General features: G+C 36.9%; 19 protein-coding genes. 1 reads left to right on the top strand and 18 read right to left on the bottom strand.

All coding sequences use genetic code 11. The features are described 5' to 3' along the window. Window positions 1-68 precede the first annotated feature (68 nt). The 6 genes from EHLA_RS00675 to EHLA_RS00650 form a co-directional block, all read right to left on the bottom strand. Window positions 69-1,583 (bottom strand): chromate transporter, encoded by a 1,515-nt coding sequence (locus tag EHLA_RS00675; RefSeq protein WP_096238938.1) that lies wholly within the window; start codon window positions 1,581-1,583, stop codon window positions 69-71. A gap of 303 nt (window positions 1,584-1,886) precedes the next feature. Next, window positions 1,887-3,329: a hypothetical protein gene (locus tag EHLA_RS00670; RefSeq protein ID WP_096238937.1), complete on the bottom strand. Its 1,443-nt coding sequence runs from the start codon at window positions 3,327-3,329 to the stop codon at window positions 1,887-1,889. A 43-nt stretch (window positions 3,330-3,372) separates the two neighbouring features. After that, the gene (gene cysC, locus EHLA_RS00665; RefSeq protein ID WP_096238936.1) at window positions 3,373-5,202 is read right to left on the bottom strand and encodes an adenylyl-sulfate kinase; all 1,830 of its coding nucleotides are present in this window, start codon (window positions 5,200-5,202) and stop codon (window positions 3,373-3,375) included. Window position 5,203: 1 nt separating this feature from the next. Next, window positions 5,204-6,106: a sulfate adenylyltransferase subunit CysD gene (cysD, locus tag EHLA_RS00660; protein WP_021906974.1), complete on the bottom strand. Its 903-nt coding sequence runs from the start codon at window positions 6,104-6,106 to the stop codon at window positions 5,204-5,206. Between the two features lie 218 nt (window positions 6,107-6,324). Continuing rightward, entirely contained in the window at window positions 6,325-7,038 is a 714-nt protein-coding gene (locus EHLA_RS00655; protein ID WP_096238935.1) for a hypothetical protein, read from the bottom strand. 125 nt (window positions 7,039-7,163) lie between these two features. Beyond that, window positions 7,164-7,760, bottom strand: coding sequence for an AAA family ATPase (locus EHLA_RS00650; RefSeq protein ID WP_096238934.1), 597 nt, complete (start codon window positions 7,758-7,760; stop codon window positions 7,164-7,166). Between the two features lie 371 nt (window positions 7,761-8,131). On the opposite strand from EHLA_RS00650, the gene EHLA_RS00645 reads away from it, so the two are divergent. Further along, entirely contained in the window at window positions 8,132-8,686 is a 555-nt protein-coding gene (locus EHLA_RS00645; RefSeq protein WP_157908525.1) for a TIGR00730 family Rossman fold protein, read from the top strand. A 447-nt stretch (window positions 8,687-9,133) separates the two neighbouring features. Here EHLA_RS00645 and EHLA_RS00640 read toward each other — a convergent pair whose 3' ends face one another. The 12 genes from EHLA_RS00640 to EHLA_RS00580 all read right to left on the bottom strand — a co-directional run bounded on the left by EHLA_RS00640 (window position 9,134) and on the right by EHLA_RS00580 (window position 21,608). After that, entirely contained in the window at window positions 9,134-9,466 is a 333-nt protein-coding gene (locus tag EHLA_RS00640) for an energy-coupling factor ABC transporter substrate-binding protein (RefSeq protein ID WP_021906970.1), read from the bottom strand. 14 nt (window positions 9,467-9,480) lie between these two features. Beyond that, entirely contained in the window at window positions 9,481-10,215 is a 735-nt protein-coding gene (locus tag EHLA_RS00635) for an energy-coupling factor ABC transporter permease (protein WP_021906969.1), read from the bottom strand. Between the two features lie 27 nt (window positions 10,216-10,242). Beyond that, entirely contained in the window at window positions 10,243-11,079 is an 837-nt protein-coding gene (locus EHLA_RS00630; protein WP_021906968.1) for an energy-coupling factor ABC transporter ATP-binding protein, read from the bottom strand. Between the two features lie 96 nt (window positions 11,080-11,175). After that, window positions 11,176-11,988 (bottom strand): cobalt ECF transporter T component CbiQ, encoded by an 813-nt coding sequence (cbiQ, locus tag EHLA_RS00625; RefSeq protein ID WP_096238932.1) that lies wholly within the window; start codon window positions 11,986-11,988, stop codon window positions 11,176-11,178. 974 nt (window positions 11,989-12,962) lie between these two features. Then, on the bottom strand, window positions 12,963-14,624 hold the full coding sequence (locus EHLA_RS00615; protein ID WP_416791024.1) for a DUF6020 family protein: 1,662 nt from the start codon (window positions 14,622-14,624) through the stop codon (window positions 12,963-12,965). 707 nt (window positions 14,625-15,331) lie between these two features. Continuing rightward, a complete protein-coding gene (locus EHLA_RS00610) occupies window positions 15,332-15,751 on the bottom strand; it encodes a cupin domain-containing protein (RefSeq protein WP_096238929.1) in 420 nt (139 codons plus the stop codon). Between the two features lie 26 nt (window positions 15,752-15,777). Beyond that, window positions 15,778-16,242, bottom strand: coding sequence for a ribose 5-phosphate isomerase B (rpiB, locus tag EHLA_RS00605; protein ID WP_021906964.1), 465 nt, complete (start codon window positions 16,240-16,242; stop codon window positions 15,778-15,780). Between the two features lie 96 nt (window positions 16,243-16,338). Continuing rightward, on the bottom strand, window positions 16,339-17,892 hold the full coding sequence (locus EHLA_RS00600) for an FGGY-family carbohydrate kinase (protein ID WP_096238928.1): 1,554 nt from the start codon (window positions 17,890-17,892) through the stop codon (window positions 16,339-16,341). Window positions 17,893-18,001: 109 nt separating this feature from the next. Then, entirely contained in the window at window positions 18,002-18,439 is a 438-nt protein-coding gene (locus tag EHLA_RS00595; protein ID WP_021906962.1) for an RpiB/LacA/LacB family sugar-phosphate isomerase, read from the bottom strand. Between the two features lie 59 nt (window positions 18,440-18,498). Beyond that, window positions 18,499-19,293: an HAD-IIA family hydrolase gene (locus EHLA_RS00590; protein ID WP_021906961.1), complete on the bottom strand. Its 795-nt coding sequence runs from the start codon at window positions 19,291-19,293 to the stop codon at window positions 18,499-18,501. A gap of 93 nt (window positions 19,294-19,386) precedes the next feature. Next, on the bottom strand, window positions 19,387-20,565 hold the full coding sequence (locus EHLA_RS00585; RefSeq protein WP_096238927.1) for a sn-glycerol-1-phosphate dehydrogenase: 1,179 nt from the start codon (window positions 20,563-20,565) through the stop codon (window positions 19,387-19,389). 95 nt (window positions 20,566-20,660) lie between these two features. Then, on the bottom strand, window positions 20,661-21,608 hold the full coding sequence (locus EHLA_RS00580) for a sugar-binding transcriptional regulator (protein WP_096238926.1): 948 nt from the start codon (window positions 21,606-21,608) through the stop codon (window positions 20,661-20,663). Between the last annotated feature and the right edge of the window lie 126 nt (window positions 21,609-21,734).

Genomic DNA, 21,734 nt, shown 5'->3' with positions numbered 1-21,734 from the left:
AGACAGACGCCCCAGAGACTTTCCGATACGGTCAGTGGGCGTCTCGTTTGCCTTCGCAAACTAGAATTTTAAAGAATATTGCATCCAATAAAGGATATTCCTGCAGATATGAGGATTTTCCAAATAAGGTGTATGTTCTTGCCATTTTTCTGTAACTTCATTAATATAAGATTTACGGCAAGTACCAGCAATGTAATAATCAGTGCTATATTACTTCCGCTGCCTGCCTGAATCTGTCCGCAAATTCCAGATGTATACAATGATACAGCTACTGTAAGCAGCAAACCAGAAATAATCGGACGGATGAAGTGTTTTACTACAGCAAATATCTGAAGACTTTCGTACTTCTCATACACACAGAATACTAATTCAAAAATCGCTCCGGATGCTGCTACACTGCAGGCAAATCCCGAAAGTGCCACGAACAGCCCCTCAATGATAGAACCATTCAGATTATACCCTACATCATATGCGATACCGGTAAGTATCTTACAAAGAATAGAGCCTGGAAGTGCGTTCGCTACTGATACTACATTTCCATAAAAATCTGCATTATTAATTACTCCGCCTTCTACAAATAATCCCTGTGCTACAGAAAGATAAGCATCTCCTCCACCAAAAGACATAACAGAGGATAACCATCCCATTCCGATAAATCTCAAAGCCTTTGCAGTTAGGAACATTGCCGGTATAGAAAACATTGCCACAAATATAAGCCAAAAACCTACAGATGTTACAAGTCTCTTTACTGGAAAAGCCTTTTTCTGCGGACTTTCCAATACGGACTGCGCCAAGCCAAGTACTGCTAATACTGCCATAAGTGCCAATATAAATGGTTTCGCTGCCAGTGGTATAATATGTGCACTTCCTACACATAACAGATAACATCCTGTAATGATCACCGCCGGTATCGATCTCCTTAAGCAGCGGATATGTCCCTTTGTAAATAAAATTACAAAAAACGCAGCACCAAGTACCTGAATTGTTGAGAGTGCAAATATTGGTTTCATATTCAATCCAAATAACTGATAAATACTCTTTTCACCGGAAAGCAAAAATACTCCTAAAATAATCAGGCTATACAACTGTCCTTCTCTTTTATTAACAGCCTGACGGACCGTTCCTAAAGAATAGGCTAATAAAGTTAATATAATAAATGCAGAAATTCCAATCGAAAGATAGTTAATCTGTGACTTTACCATACTTCCGGCACTGGAAATAACCGCCTGTAATAATACTGTTAACAATGCACCCGGTAATGCCATCGCTGTCGCCGCTGCTGCCATTCCTTTTAAACCGGAGGCCTGTCTTCCAATTCCTGTTGCGACTTCCACAGGAAGCGCTCCCGGTGTTATACTTGCGATCATTACATCGTCATTAAATTCTTCTTCTGATACAATCTTATCCTTCTCTACGACTTCTTCTTCAATTACCGGAATCAGGGCACTTCCTCCACCAAAACCGATAAATCCTATTTTTAGCATAGTCGCAGTCATGGAAATAAACTTTCTCATCTTTATACTCTCATCACTTGTTTTTACTTTTTGTCTTTTTTCTGATATCTGTATTGCTGTTACATTCATAATATTATATTGCCTTTCATTATATATGGATATTCAAAAAACTGCAATGTAAAAATCTGCTAAATATCATTTGACTTACACGTATCTTTTTGATTTTCTTTATATTACCGCATATTTCATATTATTTCAATAGGAAATATATGAAATATTTTTGAATCCACTTTTACCAGGCAATATAAAAGACCAAGGGTATGGATTTACACCATTTGAACTATACCCTTGGTCTTTTTGCATTTTTTAATATTCAAGAATGTCGAGACATTCTTGTTACAGGATACGCATCATACAATACATGATATCCTTCTACTGCGCATCTTTTCCAGTAATATGTCTCCATTTTCTGCGAAGACGGAACCAGAGAGAAGTCTGTTCCAGCTCTCGAATCATTGCTTTTAACTCTTTATCACGTTCTTTTAGATTCTCATAATCTTTCTTCATTACTTTTTCAAGTTTATCTTGATCCTGACGCACGTCAATTAATTCATTCCCAATAGTAAGACTCTGTACTTTTACCTCTTGGCTTCTATCTTTTACTGCATCAATCTTATCAGAATTCTCAAGAGCTCTCTGAATGTCTTTCTGCTGTTTAGTAACCTGTTCAGCAAGTACCTGTAAAACATTTTTTGCAGTCTCATCCAGATCTTTATCCGACAATCTTTCTATCGTCTCTAAATGGCTGTCTTTTAAAGTGGTAATTTCTTTTTCTAACTCTTCGATATGACGTTGCTGTCTGATAACAACCCCACCAAAAAAACGTACCATATCCTCATACATAAAACGATTATTCGGAGTCCATCTTTCTCCTTCTTTTCTCTTCATGTTAAAAAGAGGCTCTTCCTGATTTAAATAATCTTTTGCCAGAGCTTTATTCCACTTTTCGTAACGCCCCATAAACTTATTAAATTCTTCTTCTGAAAACATAACAAAGTTATTCTGAGGATCTTTATAATTCTCACAGTCCTGTGCTGATTCTCTAACCAGAGTTCTCACCTTTACATCGTCTGGAAGAATTGTATTGATAATTCGCAAAATTTCCTGACTGTTTCCTGTCAGAGAACGATTTGCCTCTTCTTCTGTTATTTTAAACTCATCTGTATAATCCACGCCAATTGCCTCCAAAAAATCCGAAAAAATGGTATGATCTTTACCTTTAAACTTACCTCTGTCAAAAATGCGGACAATGATATTTTCTCTTCCTGTTACTTCAGCAATCTTTTCAAGTAAAAGATAATAATTAAATACAACTTTTCTTGTCTTCTGCTGAAAAGAATCCCATTTAATTGTAGAATTGGTATTCCATCCTTCTTTTACCTGCTGACTAAGCCACGAATTAGCCAATGTGTCCTGCCGTCTTATATAAACGACTATTTTGACCTGATAATCATACTCCTTTGCATCCTCCATAAGTTTAGACCAGAAAGGAAACTTTCTTCCGTTTGATGCATGCCAAATATTTTCATCGGAAAGTATTACATTATCATATTTTTCAAATTCTTTATGAATCATTGCAAGACCTTCGTCCCACAATTCCTGCTCTTTTTCTACATCCTCTTCACCATTCAGCTTATAAAGCCATCCTACAAGGAAGTGACCGTTCCGTCGATTAGCTACATGCGGATAAGTAAACTCTAAAAGAGGATAGCTGTAGCCCTGTTCATTTAATATATCCTGATTTTCGACACAAAACATCTGAATTGATGTCGTTGCCGTTTTAGGTGTTCCAATGTGTACATAAAGTGTGCGCATTTTTATTTCCTCTTATAATTTATATCCCAATGTTACCCGATACTTAACCTAACTTTTCTTCCAACTGTGCCATAACATAATCCACACTATCTTCAAGGCTCTTTCCTGTCGTATCAATCGTAACTTCAGGATGTTCCGGTGCTTCATATGGGCTGGATATGCCTGTAAAGTTCGGAATTTCTCCTGTTCTTGCCTTCTTGTAAAGGCCCTTAACATCACGCTTTTCGCACTCTTCTACCGGTGTACTTACGTATACTTCAATAAAGCTGTCATCTCCAATAATCTCTCTTGCGTTGCGTCTGTCACGTACATATGGGGAAATAAACGATGTAATTACAATAAGCCCGGCATCATTCATTAACTTAGCCACTTCTGCAATACGGCGAATATTCTCGATACGATCTGCCTCTTTAAAGCCAAGGTTCTTGTTCAGTCCCATACGTACATTGTCCCCATCTAAAAGCATTGTATGCTTACCAAGAGCCACAAGACGCTTCTCCAGCTCATTTGCAAGCGTAGACTTGCCGGAACCGGAAAGACCAGTAAGCCAGATGGTCTTAGGTGTCTGTCCTTTTTGCTGTGCGCGGAATTCTCTTGTAATATCCATCTCATGCCATGTAAGATTATCTGTACGTCTTAAAGCATGCATGATAACACCACAAGCAGAAGTCATATTCGTAATTCTGTCGATAAGAATCATGGAACCTAATGCATGATTATCTTTAAATTTCTCAAAAACAATCTTATCAGAAACTGCAATATCACAGGCTGCGATTTCATTCTTATAAATAGCATCTGCATGTACTTCATTCCCGGTATTAACATCAATCTTATACTTAATATTCATAACAACAGCCGGAATCATCTTTGTTCCAAGTTTTAAAAGATAGTTCTTACCAGCAACAAGATGTGTATCATCCATCCATAAAATCTTTGCTGTAAACAGATTACCCGTCTTTGGTTTCGCATTATGAACAAGAACACAACCTCTTGATACATCAACTTCTCTGTCAAGAGAAATTGTTACTGCATGTCCACGACTACTTTCTGTTACTTCTTTACCTGCATCAAGAATACCCTTTACTTCTGCCTTCTCATTAGATGGCAGAGCAATAATCTCGTCTCCAACCTTGATCTGGCCTGATTCAATCTGTCCCTGGAATCCGCGGAAAGTTCGGTCAGGACGACACACTCTCTGCACCGGCATCGTAAATCCTTTTTCAAGAGAATCATCATGTACCTGAATGTTTTCAAGATATGTGAGAAGAGACTCTCCTTTGTACCATGGCATCTTTGTTGACTTCACAGTAACATTATCTCCCTCTGTTGCAGAAACTGGAAGGATCTTAATAGATTTATAATCATACTCTGCTGCCATCATCTTGATCTCGCGCTCAATCTTCTCAAAACGATTTGCATCATAATTAATTAAATCCATCTTATTTACCGCAAAGACAAAATGCTCGATTCCCATTAACGAACAGATTCTTGTATGACGTCTTGTCTGTACAAGAACACCCTGTGTGGCATCTACAAGAATAACTGCAAGCTCTGCAAAAGAAGCTCCTACTGCCATATTTCTTGTATATTCTTCATGCCCCGGTGTATCCGCTACAATAAAAGAACGATGTTCTGTTGTAAAATAACGATATGCGACATCAATCGTAATCCCCTGTTCTCTTTCTGCCATTAAACCGTCAAGAAGAAGAGAATAATCAATTGCTCCGCCACGTGAACCTACTTTACTATCAAGTTCTAATGCTCTTTTCTGATCTGCAAAAAGTAACTTTGCATCATAAAGCATATGTCCAATCAAGGTAGACTTTCCATCATCTACGCTACCGCACGTAATAAACTTAAGAAGACTGTTCATATTAGAAATAACCCTCCCTTTTTCTCTTCTCCATACTGGCTGCTCCACCATCACTGTCAATAACACGACTGGTTCTCTCTGAAGATACTGCGCTTAATGTCTCATCGATAATAGCATCTAAAGTATCTGCATCACTTTCGATTCCACCAGTTAATGGATAACATCCAAGTGTACGGAAACGAATCTTTCCATGCTCAATCTTTTCTCCCGGTTCTAATCTCATACGATCATCATCAACCATGATAATATTGCCGTTTCTTCTGACAAAAGGTCTTTCTGCTGCAAAATATAATGGCACGATATCAATCTTCTCACGCTTGATATACTGCCAGATATCCTTTTCTGTCCAGTTAGAAATAGGGAATACACGCATCTCCTCGCCCTGATGGATTGTTGTATTATACAGCTTCCACATCTCCGGGCGCTGATTCTTCGGATCCCATGCATGACTGGAATTACGGAAGGAGAAAATCCTCTCCTTCGCTCTGGATTTCTCTTCGTCTCTTCTTCCGCCACCGAAAGCTGCTGTAAAACCATATTTATCAAGCGCCTGCTTCAAAGCCTGCGTTTTCATGATATCTGTGTAAGAAGAACCATGGTCAAATGGATTAATCCCCTTCTTAACCCCTTCTTCATTAATATACTCGATCATATCAAGTCCATATTTCTCAGCCGTTTTATCCCTGAATTCAATCATTTCCTTAAACTTCCATGTAGTGTTTACATGTAAAAATGGAAACGGTGGCTTTTCTGGATAAAAAGCCTTCAATGCTAAATGAAGCATTACAGAAGAATCTTTACCAATAGAATAAAGCATTACCGGCTTCTCACATTCTGCTACAACTTCTCGCATAATGTATATCGCTTCTGCTTCTAACTCATCAAGATGGGTCATATCACTCATTATACTTCTCCTTTATAATTATATTTTATCTCTTCAGATATATTATAAACAATTCAATCTTTATCTACATCAGAACTTTATTCTTATCTGGTTCATTTGCAACTTATGCAGACTGAATTTATTACAAAACTGTTACATTATATCTTATTATATAAGTATTTCTCGAAAATCGCAATAATAAAGTTCCACGAATGTTTTCCATAACTTCCCGGTTTTTTCTACGGATTAGGCATTAAATACAGTGGAATTTCAATATTTTGTTCCTTTACCTCAAAAACGACCTTCACCATATGAAAACGACGGTCTCTTGTATCCGTTACCATAACAGGAAATGTAAAAAATTCATTTTTCTTTTCTGTGCTGATTTCAATCTCTTTACGGAAAATCTCTTCTTCTTTGTACAAAATATGTAATATTGCAGCAGCCGGTAATATCATCTGCACCGGCTTTAAATCCCGTATACTTTCCTGGCTTTTAAAAGTGAGCATCTTCGCACCTGTCTCCCATTCCTTTTCTGGAAAAAGACAAAAATCCATACAAAATTCCTGATTTTTGATTACTTTAAGAGGCATCGCAGCAAAAAGCATATAGCTTTCTGCATTTCCTGTTAATAATTCTCCTGTTTTATATGACTCATTTTTCTTTTTATGCTGCTGCCTTTCTTTTTCTTCAGGCTCACTTTCTTCATCCGCTAAGATTTCCTCTAATTCATCCCATGCTTCTCCAATCCAACGTTTCACATTCTTTCGGTCACTCGCTCTTTTATCCTGCGTTTTCGTTACATGATTTGTATCTGATAAATTTGCAGTCAATTTTACGTCTTTGATTATGATGTCCTCATCCCTGCCGCCATTTCTTCTGTAACAATGTGGACATTTGGCAAAATACGCTTTATCATAATAATGCCCATATTTACATTGTGTAATCTTCATTTTTCCTATTCCTTTCAATCCTTCCGAAAACTATATTAGAAAAAGCAGGGCATCTCTTCTTCTGAAATGTCCTGCTTTTAAACTTATCTTACTTTATCAAGTTCCTTTCATATTATTATATGCTATCATTCACCAATCGCACTAATAATCATGTCAACACATTTATCCTTGCCAATCATTCCACTATCCAGCATCATATTATAGTCGTGATAATCGCCCCATTTTCTCCTAGTATAGAAACGATAATATACCCTTCTCTTATGATCTCTTCTCTGAAGGAACTTAATCAATTCGTCTCCCTTCAGTTCAACTCTGTCCGCTACATTCTCCGCTCTCTTTTCAATATCTGCCTTGATAAATATATCAAAACTATCAATATCTGCCTGCTCTAAAATATAGTTTGAACATCTTCCTACAATAACACATGGACCTTCCTGTGCAAACTTCTTAATGATCCTGCGCTGAATCTTAAAAATCTTATCCTGAGGATCCTCTGCATAATAATAGCTGTCAAAAGGTGCGGAAGTTCCAAGTAATACAGAAGAAAGTGTACTGTATTCGCCATGTTCTTCTATAAACTCTTTCGTAAAGCCACTCTCTGCAACGGCTTTATCCACGATTTCCTGATCATAAAACGGAATATTCAAACGCTTTGCTACTTCCATTCCTATATCATGACCGCCACTTCCAAATTCTCTGCTGATTGTTATAACCTTCTTCATAAAAATCACCCCTTTTAATACTATGTACTCTCGGAGTCTTTATCCACCAAGACACACTATCGACATAGATAATTATGCATATCTTTGTTTATATTGTAGCAATATTTATGCAAAAAAACAAGCATATTTCACAATTTTTCTGTCTTTATACACCTTCTGTCTTCCTTATTCATACAATAAAAAAAGTGTACTTTTTCTTTATTCACAGCTTATACTTTTTTCATAACATAATCTTTAGATAATTTTTTCTTTTTGTCGAAATATATAGACAATTCGTATCTATTATCTATTTTCCCTTAATATTTTGTTGTTTTTCGTCGAATAAAATGTTAAAATTAAACTCTACAAATAAAAAACGAGGGGGTGCTATTATGACCAGACTTACAATATGTATGTATGGCGCAGCAAGCGACCGCATCAATTCCATCTATATAAATGCAGCGAACGAATTGGGAAAGGAAATTGCAAAACGACACCATAAACTCATCTATGGCGGGGGTGCCAGCGGACTGATGGGAGCCTGTGCAAGCGGTGTATTAGAAAACGGTGGAGAGGTAACAGGCGTTGTTCCGACCTTCATGAACAAGTTTGAACCGATTAAAAGTGAATGCACTGAAATTGTACGCACAGAAACTATGAGTCTTCGAAAAGAAGTCATGGAAGAGAATGCAGATGCATTCGTTATCGCCCCTGGTGGAATCGGAACTTTTGATGAATTCTTCCAGATACTTACTTTGACCGAACTTGGTCGAAGCGCAAAGCCGATTATTATATACAATGTTGCCGGTTTCTATGATGACACGATTGCAAATATTGATAAACTTATCGGCATGGGCTTTATCCGCGAATCCGTAAAGTCGCTCTTCTCTGTATGCGAAACACCGGAAGAGGTACTTAATGCAGTTGAATGGTTAACAAGTCAATAGTTTTTTAAATTGTGCGAATAAACAGACGAACCCCACCACCCCTTATTATGTAAAAATGCTTCGTATCACTGCACTCTTAATGCTCGCCCGCATTAAGAGTTTGCTCTAAGGCGCATTTTTACATAATAAAGGGTGGCGGGGTTCTGTTTGTTGTAATGCTATAATTATTTCAAATCCGCAATTATGTTGGGTGGGATGGGGAATAAGACAGAAGATACAGGACTTCTGTGGAATAGCATTTGTGAAGGACTGACCCATTCTGATAGATCATTGTAAAGTAACAGAAAAAAGTAACAGAAAAAAGTAACAGAAAACCAAAGAATCCTATCCTTATATTTGCGATATTAGAGCGAGGATTGAATGTGAGCCGTTAAGCGAACATTCAACCCGCAGTGATACTTTCACAAATATAAGGATAGGATTCTTTGGTTTTCGTTTGTCTATCGATTATTTAGAAGACGTAGAATTGTTATCTTTATCCTGCCACTTCTTTCTTTCTACAAATCGTCCAAGTACGAATGCTACGATTCCTACTCCGATTCCTGTCTGAAGACAGAAGATTAAGCTTTCGATTTCTCCAGGAAGTTCTCCACCAAGTGCTGTTTCAAGTACTGGTGTGAACCATGGTTCATATTCTTTTCCCTGAATTTCAGAAATCATTTCGCTACCGGCATCATCAGATCCACCAAATTCTGCACCTTTAAGCGCAAACAGTGGAACAATTGCGATCAATGCTGCAATTACTAATAAAATAACTACTGTTTTTGTATTTTTTGTCATTTTCTTTCCTCCTATTAAAATTCCAGACTGCTTAATTCGTCTTTTGCATATGTCTCAAGTGCAATAACGATAACTACAGTAAGAATACCTTCGATAACTGCTAATGGAAGCTGTGTTGTAGCGAAGATTCCAAGGAATTTTACGATGGATGCTCCTACACCACCAACTTCTGAAGGATAAGCAAGTGCAAGCTGGAAGCTTGTTACACAATATGTAAATAAATCACCTAAGAATGCCGCAACGAATATAGCTACTCTCTTATTTACATTTGCTTTCTGAAGTAATTTATATAATACCCAGGAAATGATTGGTCCAGCAATTGCCATAGAGAAGCAGTTAGCTCCTAATGTTGTTAATCCACCATGTGCAAGTAAGATTGCCTGGAAGATTAATACGATGATACCTAAAATACTTGTTACACATGGTCCAAATAAGATTGCTCCAAGACCTGTACCTGTCATATGGGAACAGCTTCCTGTTACTGAAGGAATCTTTAAAGATGAAAGTACGAACACGAAAGCACCTGTTAAAGCAAGTACTGTAAGAGTTCTTCTGTCATTTCCAAGTACCTTTTTGATATTCATAAAACCGATTACTAAAAATGGTACACAGATTACTCCCCATAAGATACAGTATTTCACTGGAAGGAATCCCTCCATGATGTGCATCGCATTAGAAACTGGTGCGATTGTAAAAAGCATTAAAAATACGCTCGCAAGAACTGCAAGACTCTTTTGTTTTTTAGACATTTGTCTCTCCTCCTTTTAATTTTTCATTTATAAACCTTTTACCATTGCCTGAAATTCGGCAATATTTTTAGGATAAACGTCCCCTTTTGGAACGATACCTTTCTCTTTTAAAATGTCATAGACATCAAACATCATCGGATGCTTCAGGTTCGCCTGCTTTAAGATATCCTCCTGCTTAAATACAGCAAGTGGTGTATCATCCGCAATGATCTTTCCATGGCAGAATACGATAACTCTCTCTGCCCATCGATAAGCGAAATCTACATCATGTGTAGATATGAGCATTGTCCGGCCCTCATCACCCATTTTTTGAAGAACCTCTTCAAGCATTGCTGCATTCAGCGGATCAAGTGCTGCTGTAGGCTCATCAAAAATAATAACTTCTGACTCCATTGCAATAATATCTGCAATACTGACTCTCTTTTTCTCACCACCGCTTAAATAATGTGGCGGACGATCTTTAAATCCTGAGATATTCATATATTCAAGAGCTTTATCCACTCTGGAAATCACTTCTTCTCTTGGCAGCTTTAAATTCATCGGTCCAAAAGAAACTTCTGCCATTACTGTGGATGCAATAATCTGATTATCTGCATCCTGAAAAACAATTCCTACATTCTTTCTAAGATTATTCAGATTCTTTTTCGTAATTTTCTCCCCACGATAATATATTTCTCCATGATGAGACTTCAAAACTCCGTTAATATTCAGAAAAAATGTAGACTTTCCGGCTCCGTTAGAGCCAAGCACCGCAATTTTTTCACCTTCATAAATATTAAGGTCAATTCCATTCAACGCTGCTTTTTCGCCATTATATGCATAATGTAAATCTTCTACCTTTAATATTGGTTCTTTTTCCTGCATAAATACCTCCACAGGTCATACATCTATCTTGTAACTATTTAAAATTTTTCAAATCACAAATAACACATACAGGATATCTGTATACTATCTTCTAAATTACTTTGTAAAAAACCATATAAGCAATAAAATAATGATAAAAATAACTGCCATTACAACCTGGCCTGCTTTTACCTGCTTTTCCTCTTCAAGGAACTGTAAATCCCCGTTATAACAACGTGCTTCCAAGGCATTGTAATAATTATTTCCTCTTTTCAGTGAAACAACCAGCAGGTTGCTGGCAACCTGTCCAAAGGAATAACAAGACGTTTTAAAATCACAATAACCAAGTCGGGATTCCGCTGAATTCTTCATACGGCTGTGCGTATCGATCATAATGAAAATATATCGGTAAATCATATTCATAAGCTCTATAATCAGCTTTGGAACATGGGCCTTCCTCAAAACAGCAATAATTTCGCTTAACGGTGTCGTCAATGTCATCATATAAAGTGCACTGACAGCGCCTAATGCCTTAAACACAAGATTCCCTGCTTTAAGCAAACTTGCCTTTGAGCAATAAATGTAAAACAAATTCAAAAAATGAACATGATACTGTCCTACTGGATGCATTGAAAACCCAATCGCTATGGCAATTGTTCCAAAAATCAAAAATACGATTGGAACAAGGAGCATCGAAATATAATGATGCAGCTTCAAACCGCCAACAGCCACTGTCAAAAATCCCATAAAAAAAATAACTGCCAATGAAACAAACAGATTATTACACGCAATACATAAAAGTAAACTAATAATCGAAAACAGTACTTTAAAACCTGCATTCCAACTTCTCATTCGAGAAGCATATGCATAATAATCTACTGAAAAGCTTCCTCCATGCTCATGCCTGAACTTTCTTTTCTTCTCTTTCATAAAAATCTCCATAACAAAACAGGACTTACTCTATACAAGCCCCTGCTTTTTACACTCTTTCTTTATTCTTTATGTTTCTTTTCATGTACTAAAATATTCAATTTTCAATCGGTAAAATGTATAATAGATAATAGAAAATAAAAGTTAAAAGAACCTGTTACATAAACCTAGATAACAGGATGGATAGAACTTTAACACCAATTGGACAGAAAACTCTGTATTCACCAGAATATAACCATAATTGTTACTCTGTAAACAAGAAAACTCTGTTAAAAACTGTGTTGATTTCCTAAAATAGATATACGAATACTTTATAAGCATTATTGATTTTAATTATCAATCCACTCAAACTTCGTTTATTATATCACAATTTTTCTTCTTGTAAATGTATTTTTCTGCACATTCTTATTTTTTTATGAATAAAATCTTTCATTTTTCTAAAAAATCACACGTTTTATTTTGGTAAACAAATAGCCAAATATTACCTCTTATTGTGTGGAATTTTACAAATACTGATTTAATGGACTAAAGAAACGAAAAGTAGAAACTTGATATAGAAGAAAATGTGAAGATAGTCGCGGCACAGAAAATGCCTGACCGGCATTTTTACTTGCTCCGACATCACATTTTCTTCTATATCAAGTTTCTGCTTTTCTGTTCTTTGACGCCAGATGAAATCAGCATTTTGAGCAGGAAAAATAAGATGGTCCCCCAGAAATATACAATTTCTATTCAAATGGAAAACTCCAGAAGAATGCGTCAATCCTTTAGACTTTAATTCCCCGAGAATCCATAACCTTCTGGAAAATCCCCATTCTCGCCAACTGTAAATTTAGATAGCCAGAAAAAAGAAAAAAATAATACATCCCAGATGCGGCTTGGGAGCGTGTTTAAGATGCGGATGAGCATCTTAAATACAGCGACTACAGAGCAGATGGGATGTATTATTTTTTCTTTTTTCGTCTACATTAAATCTATAAATCAGGATTTTTCTCTCCAAATGCCGCTGCCAGCATCGCCGGTATCATACAACAAAGTGGATAAATATATCGAAGATTATTATTTTTAGGCGAAAGCAAACATACACCAAAAATCAAAAATACTGGCAAAAAGGCAAGCATAGAATTATATTTTCTTTTTGTCCACAATACAAAAAATCCCATTACCATAAGCCAAGTGAGCGTTCCCGGATTAAAAAAGCAATTAAAAATCGGAACTTTTTGAATTACTTTTATTATTTGTACTCCGTTTTCCCTAATAGGTTTCCGTTTTTCCGGTACTTCTGCCTGAATTTTTCTTAATAATTCTACAATATGTTTATCCTTTTTTACCCAATCACGTTTACCAATATAAAAATTCATAATTTCCGGTTTAAAATATACTCCCTTATGATTATCAAAACTAATAGTATAATAACCATATGTATTGTCTATAAATGATTGTATATATTCGCTGGGATGTTTTAACCCCATTTGAAGCCAGACAGCAAAATAATTTTTTAAATCCTCTCCTGTCGCTTCTAACTTAAATGTCATTTTTACAGGATCGGATAGATTCGGATCATACTTTTCTCCAATCACATCATAATTTAAAACTTTATTAATCGCTTCTTTTTCTTGGGATGTAACTTCATCTCCATGATATTTTATATATCTGGCTGTCTGCTGAAAACAAACAGATAAAGCTTCCTGTTTTCCTGTAGTACCAACTCTGGCAATTTTAAAAAATGGACCACAATATACAAACTGAAATAATAATATTGGTATTAACATACATACGGATATCCTTATCCTATATCTTTTAAAGTAGATTAAACAAAGTACAAAAACTGCCGCTGCAACATATACTCCTTGATTTTTAGATGTAGACATAAGGATTATTTCTATTATCATTGCAATTATAAATTTATTATTTTTCAGAATGTCACCCTTTGTATAAAAAATCCATAAAATTCCTACCATATAAAACAGATAAAAAACAGAAAAAAAGCTATCACCACCTATTAATAAAGCATATAGTGGAAAAACAGGAACTATGGCATATAAACACAAGCTTATCTTTAATATAAATACACTTACTTTGAAATGATATAACGTAGCTAAAATACCACTGAAAGCTACAATAAATAAGAGCATTTGAATAAAACTATATACTGCATATCCAAAATTGATATTATGAACTCCAAGTCCCAGTTTAAGTGCCCCGCCAACTAACATTGTTTGTAAAAAAGGATGATCATTACTATAAAATATATTGATTCCATCTGTTATAACTCTCCCCTGAAATCTCGTACGGATATGAAAAAACTGCAACATCTGCGTTGGCAAATCTGTATGCTGAAATCCCGGCCAGAAAACAATGTAATATGGTAACCAAAAAACAATTAATACAGCCATGCATATTAAAAATACTGTTTTGGCACTATAATTCTTTCCCTTTCCTCTACTTCTAAGGGAATCTTTTGAACTTTCCTGCTTTATACAATGCCCTGTTACAGCCTTGCCAACTAAAAGAAAAATTCCAAAAGCCAGCAACGCATATCCAAGTATATACCATCCATTTAATACTTTGACATAACTGTTTCGTACAAAATAGTTCCATGATTCTTTATGCGAAAATACAGTCCGGAACCACATGGTAAATCCAAACAATATTGATAATAACCCTGCACTTACTACTTCCCGAACAGAAAACCTGTATGAAAAAACAATAAGAAATATAATAAAAATAACTGCCGCTGCTATCTGATAAAACAACAATACATCACTTTTTCTTGTTATACTTATTCTTAAAACACTCATCATATGATTCCATACGGAATCATATTCTATTTTTTCCAGTACTTTTCCTATATTGGTATGTAATAACGAAATCTGCATTCCAATCGTAGAAAAAAGCGCGATAATTATAGCATAAATAATATATCTATTCTTTCTTGGTTTTATTAAAATATTCATCTTTAAGCTGCCTTTCTACTCCGTTTCAATCTGCTCCTTAAGAAGAGTTTTCTTCCAAAATATGTTATATTATACTTCCTATATATATTATCGTCAATTTTATCACCGTTTCTTAAGAATTCTTTATAATTCTAAATTCCAAGTATACACAACAATTTGAATATCAATCCTTTCGAAATTTAATTTCCCGGAAAGTCATATCCTTCTGGTACATTCTACGTTGCCCAACTGTAGATTTAGATAGCCAGAAAAAAGGAAAAAATAATACATCCCAGATGCGTCTTCGGAGCGTGTTTAAGATGCGGATGAGCATCTTAAACACAGCGACTACAGAGCAGATGGGATGTATTATTTTTTCCTTTTTTCGTCTACATTAAATCTACAAATCAGAATTCCGTTTCCATCCATTTTTTAGCTTCTTCGTCCATCGGTACAAGCTCTTTATCATTAATCGATGGTTCTTTTACAAAGATCATCTTTGTTCCAGCTTCGGATTTCTGAACATAAGTTGTTCCCGGAAAGGTCGCAAAGAAATCGCCCGCACGATATTCATATACTTCTCTTGTATCAAGGTCCATATACTGTGTTCTACCGGAAATGACATAAGCATATTCTTTTGCCACAGAGTGACGATGAGCCGGCTCACCAGTGAATTTATCATAAGCAGTTAATCCCATTTCCGTATTGTCTGACTTAACAAAAGGGATATGTTGTGGTTTCTTTAAGTTTCCAACGAAATACTGTCTTCTCTCATCTTCAAAGGCTTTCTCTATATCCTTTGATTTTATTTCCATAAAACGACTCATCTTCTTCCTCCGTAACCATATACTTTTTATTTATTATACTTTGCTGCTTCCTCTTCAATCATGTTTACGCGTCTCTCGTGACGGCCGCTTCCGATATATTTAGCATCAAGCCATGCGTCTACGATTGCTTTAGCCATCTCACTTCCAACAATTCTTGCACCAAATGCAATAATATTTGCATTGTTGTGTTCTTTTGTTAATCTTGCGGACACCGGTTCACTGACAACGGCAGCTCGTACACCCTTTACTTTATTGGCTGCAATAGAGATACCGATTCCTGTTCCACAGATTAAAACACCGGCATCTACCTCTCCACTTGCAACTGCGTGGCCTACTTTTGCTCCGTAGATTGGATAATCACAGCTTTCGGAAGAATCTGTTCCATAATTTACTACCTTATAACCTTTTTCCTCAAGATATGCCTTGATCTCATTCTTAAGATCTACTGCTGCATGGTCATTACCAATTCCGATTACTTTTACTTCTGACATAATTAATCCTCCAAGTTAAAATCTAATATACCCGCGAAGCATACAGGTAGCGTATCCTCCGCGGGCTTATTAGTTATTTACAATATTAATATAATACTATTTTTTGTTGTTGTGGTCTACTGTTTTATGTACGATTTCTTTCATCTGTGGCCATGTTTCCATATATCTTTCCATATAGAACTGATATTCTTTATGTGCTTCCATGTTAGGAATGTACTCTTTATCTACACGAATCATACTGTCTGCTGCTTCCCAGAAGTTAGGATAGATTCCAACACCAACAGCGGCGATGATACAGTCACCAAGACATCCTGCACTCTGGCTCTCTACTGTTGTATACATTGGTACTCCGATAATATCGGCATGCATCTGCATCCAGAAGTCAGACTGTGCTAAACCACCACATGCGTAGATTTCTTTTACATCATATCCAGCCTTTTTCATGCTGACGATACAATGGTTTGCACCATAAGCAACACCTTCATATACCGCTCTTGCAAGATGAGCTGGTGTTGTACCGATAGATAATCCCCAGAACATTCCTCTTGCTTTTGAGTCTGCATAAGGAGCTCTGTTACCCTGGAAGTAATCCATCATAACGAGACCGTCACATCCGATCGGAACAGAAGATGCTTTTTCTGTGATGAGATCATAGATATTCATGTTACGGTTTACAGCTTCCTGCATCCATGCTGCCGGAAGAAGGTTATTCTTGAACCATGTCAGAATAGAACCTGCTGCTGTCTGTCCACCTTCTAACAAGCTGGTTCCGTCATACATACAGTTTGGATATGTTCCATTTACACCGTCTACGTGGAATTCTTCTTCGGAAAGACCTAACAGACAGGTAGATGTTCCACCAATTAATGTCATACCGTTTGGTCTTACACCACCAACACCAAACATACATGCATTACAGTCTGCTGTACCTTCTACTACAACTGTCTTTTTGCTAAGACCAAAGATTTCTGCAGCTTCTGCACTGATATTACCAACAACTTCTCCTACCTTTAATACTGGTTCTGGGAACTTATCAACAACATCATCAAGTCCTACTGCATTATAGAAGTCTACTGGATATCCACCATTTTTATCATCATAGTTCCAACGGAATGCTGCAACAGACATACTTACTGTTTTTCTTCCTGTAAGCTTCCAGTTCAGCCAGTCTTCAAATTCCATGATCGTCTTAGTTTTTGCCCAGTTTTCAGGCTCGTTCTTCTTAACCCACATACACTTTGGAACCATAGTGTCTGCTCTAAATCCTGGTTTATAGAACTTCGTTGCATCATATTCTTCGCGAATAGTATCGATGAAGGATGCTTCTTCTGTCGCACGAACATCCATCCAGAGAATCGGTGGACGTACAGAAGTATCATTCTCATCTAAGTACACTAATGTGTTTGTTGTAGCATCACAGGTAATCGCTGCGATATTATCTGCTGCGATACCAGCCTTCTTGATACACTCAGGAATTGCTTTCTTTAATGCCTCAAACCATTCGTAGTCGCTCTGCTCTGCCCATCCATTTTTAGGATAAGTTGTTCCATACTCTGCAACAGCGTATGCACGATTCTGTCCTCTAAAATCAAATAACGCTACTCGTACACTACCGGTTCCTGCATCAATACCCATTAAATATTCTGCCATTTTGTAACTCCTTTCATCATTAACGCATACTTTCTATGCTATATTGTTTTACCCAATACCCACTTTTATTTCATATATTCCCAATCAAACGCATGTAAGATCTGATAGATTATTCTTCATTTTCAAAGTCAATGATTCTCTGTACTTTTGCAACAGATCTGCAGTTAGGATCCCATTCTACAGAAAGATATTCTTTAACAAGCTGTTTTGCAAGTTCGATTCCGATAACCTGTGAACCCATAGTAATAATGTTTGCATGATTAGAAAGCTGTGCTCTCTGAGCCTGATATACATCATGAATACATGCAGCATAAGCTCCTTTTACTTTATTGGCTGCAATAGAAACACCAATACCTGTTCCACAAACGATGATACCTCTGTCATATTCTTTAGCAGCTACAGCTTTTGCTACTTCAATGGCTGTATTCGCATAAATCGGATCATCACTTCCTAAGTCTGCTACTTCATGTCCAAGACTCTTTACATATTCCATTAAGTCTAATTTAAACTGTGTTGCGTTAGGATCACATCCAAATACTACTTTCATTTTTTAATCTCCTTCTTTATTTGAGTGGTAAAAAATCCCTTTTGATTTATACTTTAAAACTACAGATATTTTCTCATTTCATTTAAAGAATCATAGATACAAGTTGGCTCTACGTCAGATTCAGCTACAGTCTGCATATCTGCTTCCCCGGTTAAAACAAGAAATCCTTTCGCTCCGTTATTCACGCCTGTTGCCACATCTGTATATAAGCGATCGCCAACAAAAGCCATCTCTTCTGCCTTATAACCTGTAATCTCTGCAACCATATCTACTGTTTCTTTCCATGGCTTTCCAAGGAAACGAGGCTTCACTCCTGTAGAATCTGTAATAAGACTGCACATTGCTCCACAATCAGGCATAAATCCATACTCTGTCGGGCAGTTTGTATCCATATGTGTTGCAATAAACGGAACACCATTTCTTACGTAGTGACAGATTCGATCTAGTTTATGATAAGTTAATGTTGTATCAAAACTCTGTACTGCAACATCTGGATCTTCTTCTACAAGATTAATTCCTTTTTCCTTCCAGTTCTCTTCCAGAACAGGAGTACCATTGAGATAAACTCTTGCTCCCGGATAATTCACCTTCAAAAATTCTGCACAGACATCTCCAGCTGTTACAACTTTACTTTCCTCTACATCAAGTCCCAGCTTATGAAGCTTTTCAACATAAACTGCAGGGACACGAGAAGCATTGTTCGTAAAGAAAATGAAATCTCTGTCTTCTGATGCATCTACCTCACGAATGAAATCTAATGCACCTTCAATCAGCTGATCACCTAAATATACTGTTCCATCCATATCAAGGACAAATAGTTTCACACCTTTTAATGCGTCTTCCTTTTTCTGCATAAAATATACCTCTTACCTGTTTATATATTCCTGATCATATCTATCATCGTCGTCAGAAATTCTGAGAATTCCTCAAGAATAGCCCGGCATTCTTTAGCCGTAAATCTCTTCTGTAATCTTATCTGCGATTTCTTCTAAACGTCCATTATCTTTTGCAAACTGCATGATAGAGTAACGAGGACGTACTGTATATCCTTTCAGTAAACTGTTATGGAACAGTTCTTTGCTGATACCAATATCCTTTGGACTTGTTGGTGCTCCACCTTTTGCTAAAAGTGCTTCAATCTCCTCATGAGGCGGACAAAGTGCTCCGGTTCCTTCTGGAAGGATATCTGCTAATTCTTCAAAGAAACGAGCAATAATCGGAGTTGCTACACCAACCTGAATTCCATGATGATTTGGATTTAATCCACGTGCAATGTAATCCATTTCCCAGAAATGAGATAACATATGCTCTGCACCTGATGCCGGACGGGAAATATTAACTAATGCCATCGCAACACCTGTTAAAGTTAATGCTTCTAATAATGCTCCAAGTGACTCAGGATCTCTTTCCTTTAATCCTTCTGCTTTTGCAAAACACTTGTCTAATGCTCTGTTAACTAATGTAACACAAGTATCGCAACGATAATCGTTATTGGCCTTAACTGATAAATCCCAATCTGCGATCGCAGTAATCTTACCAACAACATCACCGTAACCTGCCTGAATCAGATCCTGAGGAGCAGTCTTTAAAATATCGGTATCTCCAACGAGTCCGTATGTAAGATGAGCTACCGGAGAATACTTATATCCCTGTGAGAAAATCGGGGCTCCATCTGCTACATATCCATCCATAGATGGTGCTGTCGCAACAATGATATATGGCAGTCCGGAACGTGAAGTTACGAACTTAACGGAGTCATTAATAACACCAGATCCAACTGCTACCATAAGGCTTGTATCTAAATCCTGTTCCTGTACAATTCTTCCTAAGGTCTTCTCATCTGGAATCAAGATATCATCGCCTGTATCAAATAACAGTTCTTTTACATTAAATCCATTCTCTTTTAGAAGTTCTACAGCTCTTTTACCTGCTACTTCGTAAGTATGATTATCAAATACTACAAGAATCTTACCATCTTTAAATGGTTCTGCCATCTTTGGTAAATCTTCGATTGCTCCTTTACGGATAGACATATCGTGTACGCTAAAATTGTGGTGCTTTCCACAAGAACAATCAAACTCAGTTTGTGGCATCTCATTAATTGACAGGTTTAGAATTTCATCCATGATATTTACCCCCTTGATCAAAACTATGAACTAGATATATTCTGATGCTGCATCTACTGCATCGGCAGTATTTATTACTGCTGCACCATGATTTATTATTCAGATATCAATGCCTCTGCACATTCAATATCTGTAATCAACGTATTAATATAGTGTCCGTTAATCGCTCCTCTGACTGCCCGAAGCTTCTCAACACCTCCGGCAATACCGATAGAACGTGGAACAGAGCGAAGCATACTGATATCCATTCCAATAACATTATTATCATCTTTATACGGAGCAGTATCTCCGTAAATATCATAAAACTGCATACATAGCTCTCCGGCTACCTTACGGTCAATAAGAGATTCTATCTCATTCTCCTTAAAATATCCCGTCGCCATAATTGCTGACTTCTCATTCGGATATCCGATACCAACTATTGCAATATCTAATTTCTGTGTCAGATAAATCGCCGGTAATAAACTATCTTCTTTCAAAAGCTCATCTCGGATATTTCTGCTGGAAACGCGGGCCGGTGCATGCAGCGGTACAAACTTACCATTATATATACGAGACAGTGATTCCGCCAGACTGTTCGCATGAAGCTCCATACGAACTCTTCCAACTCCACCGACTAACGGAACAAATGTAACTTTCTGTGCGGCAGGATGTACAACATGGGACACGACTTCAAATAAAGTGGAACCCATAGAAACACCTACTATATTCCCATCTTTAATCGTATATTCCAAATATCTGGCGGCCGCTTCTCCAAGCGACTCCTTCATCCCATCCTCTGAGGAATTCTCTCCTACAATGATTACTTCCCGAAGACCAAATTCTTTCTCAAGTCTTCTCTCAAGCTCCCAATGCTCTACTGCATTCACATTGGAAATACTAATCTTTACAATTCCCTGCTCCTTAGCAAGCGCCAACACTCTAGATACCGTCGGTCTGGATAAATTCAGGTCCTTGGCAATCTGCTGCTGGCTGATACCCTGATTATAATACAAATCGCATACCCGAACCATCAGGCGTGGATCATCAATTACCTTCCTCATATTTCCCCCTCCCGTAACTACCTATATTATAAAATTTTCCCTCTAGATTGTCAACAAAAACATGACATATATTTTTACATTCTTTCAATATAACCAAATATTTTGCCCTGTTTTTGGGCAATTTTT

This window comes from Anaerobutyricum hallii (assembly GCF_900209925.1).
GTDB classification, from domain to species: domain Bacteria; phylum Bacillota; class Clostridia; order Lachnospirales; family Lachnospiraceae; genus Anaerobutyricum; species Anaerobutyricum soehngenii.
The sequence above is the reverse complement of the archived record's forward strand: the minus strand, read 5'-3'. Positions and strand labels throughout refer to the sequence as shown.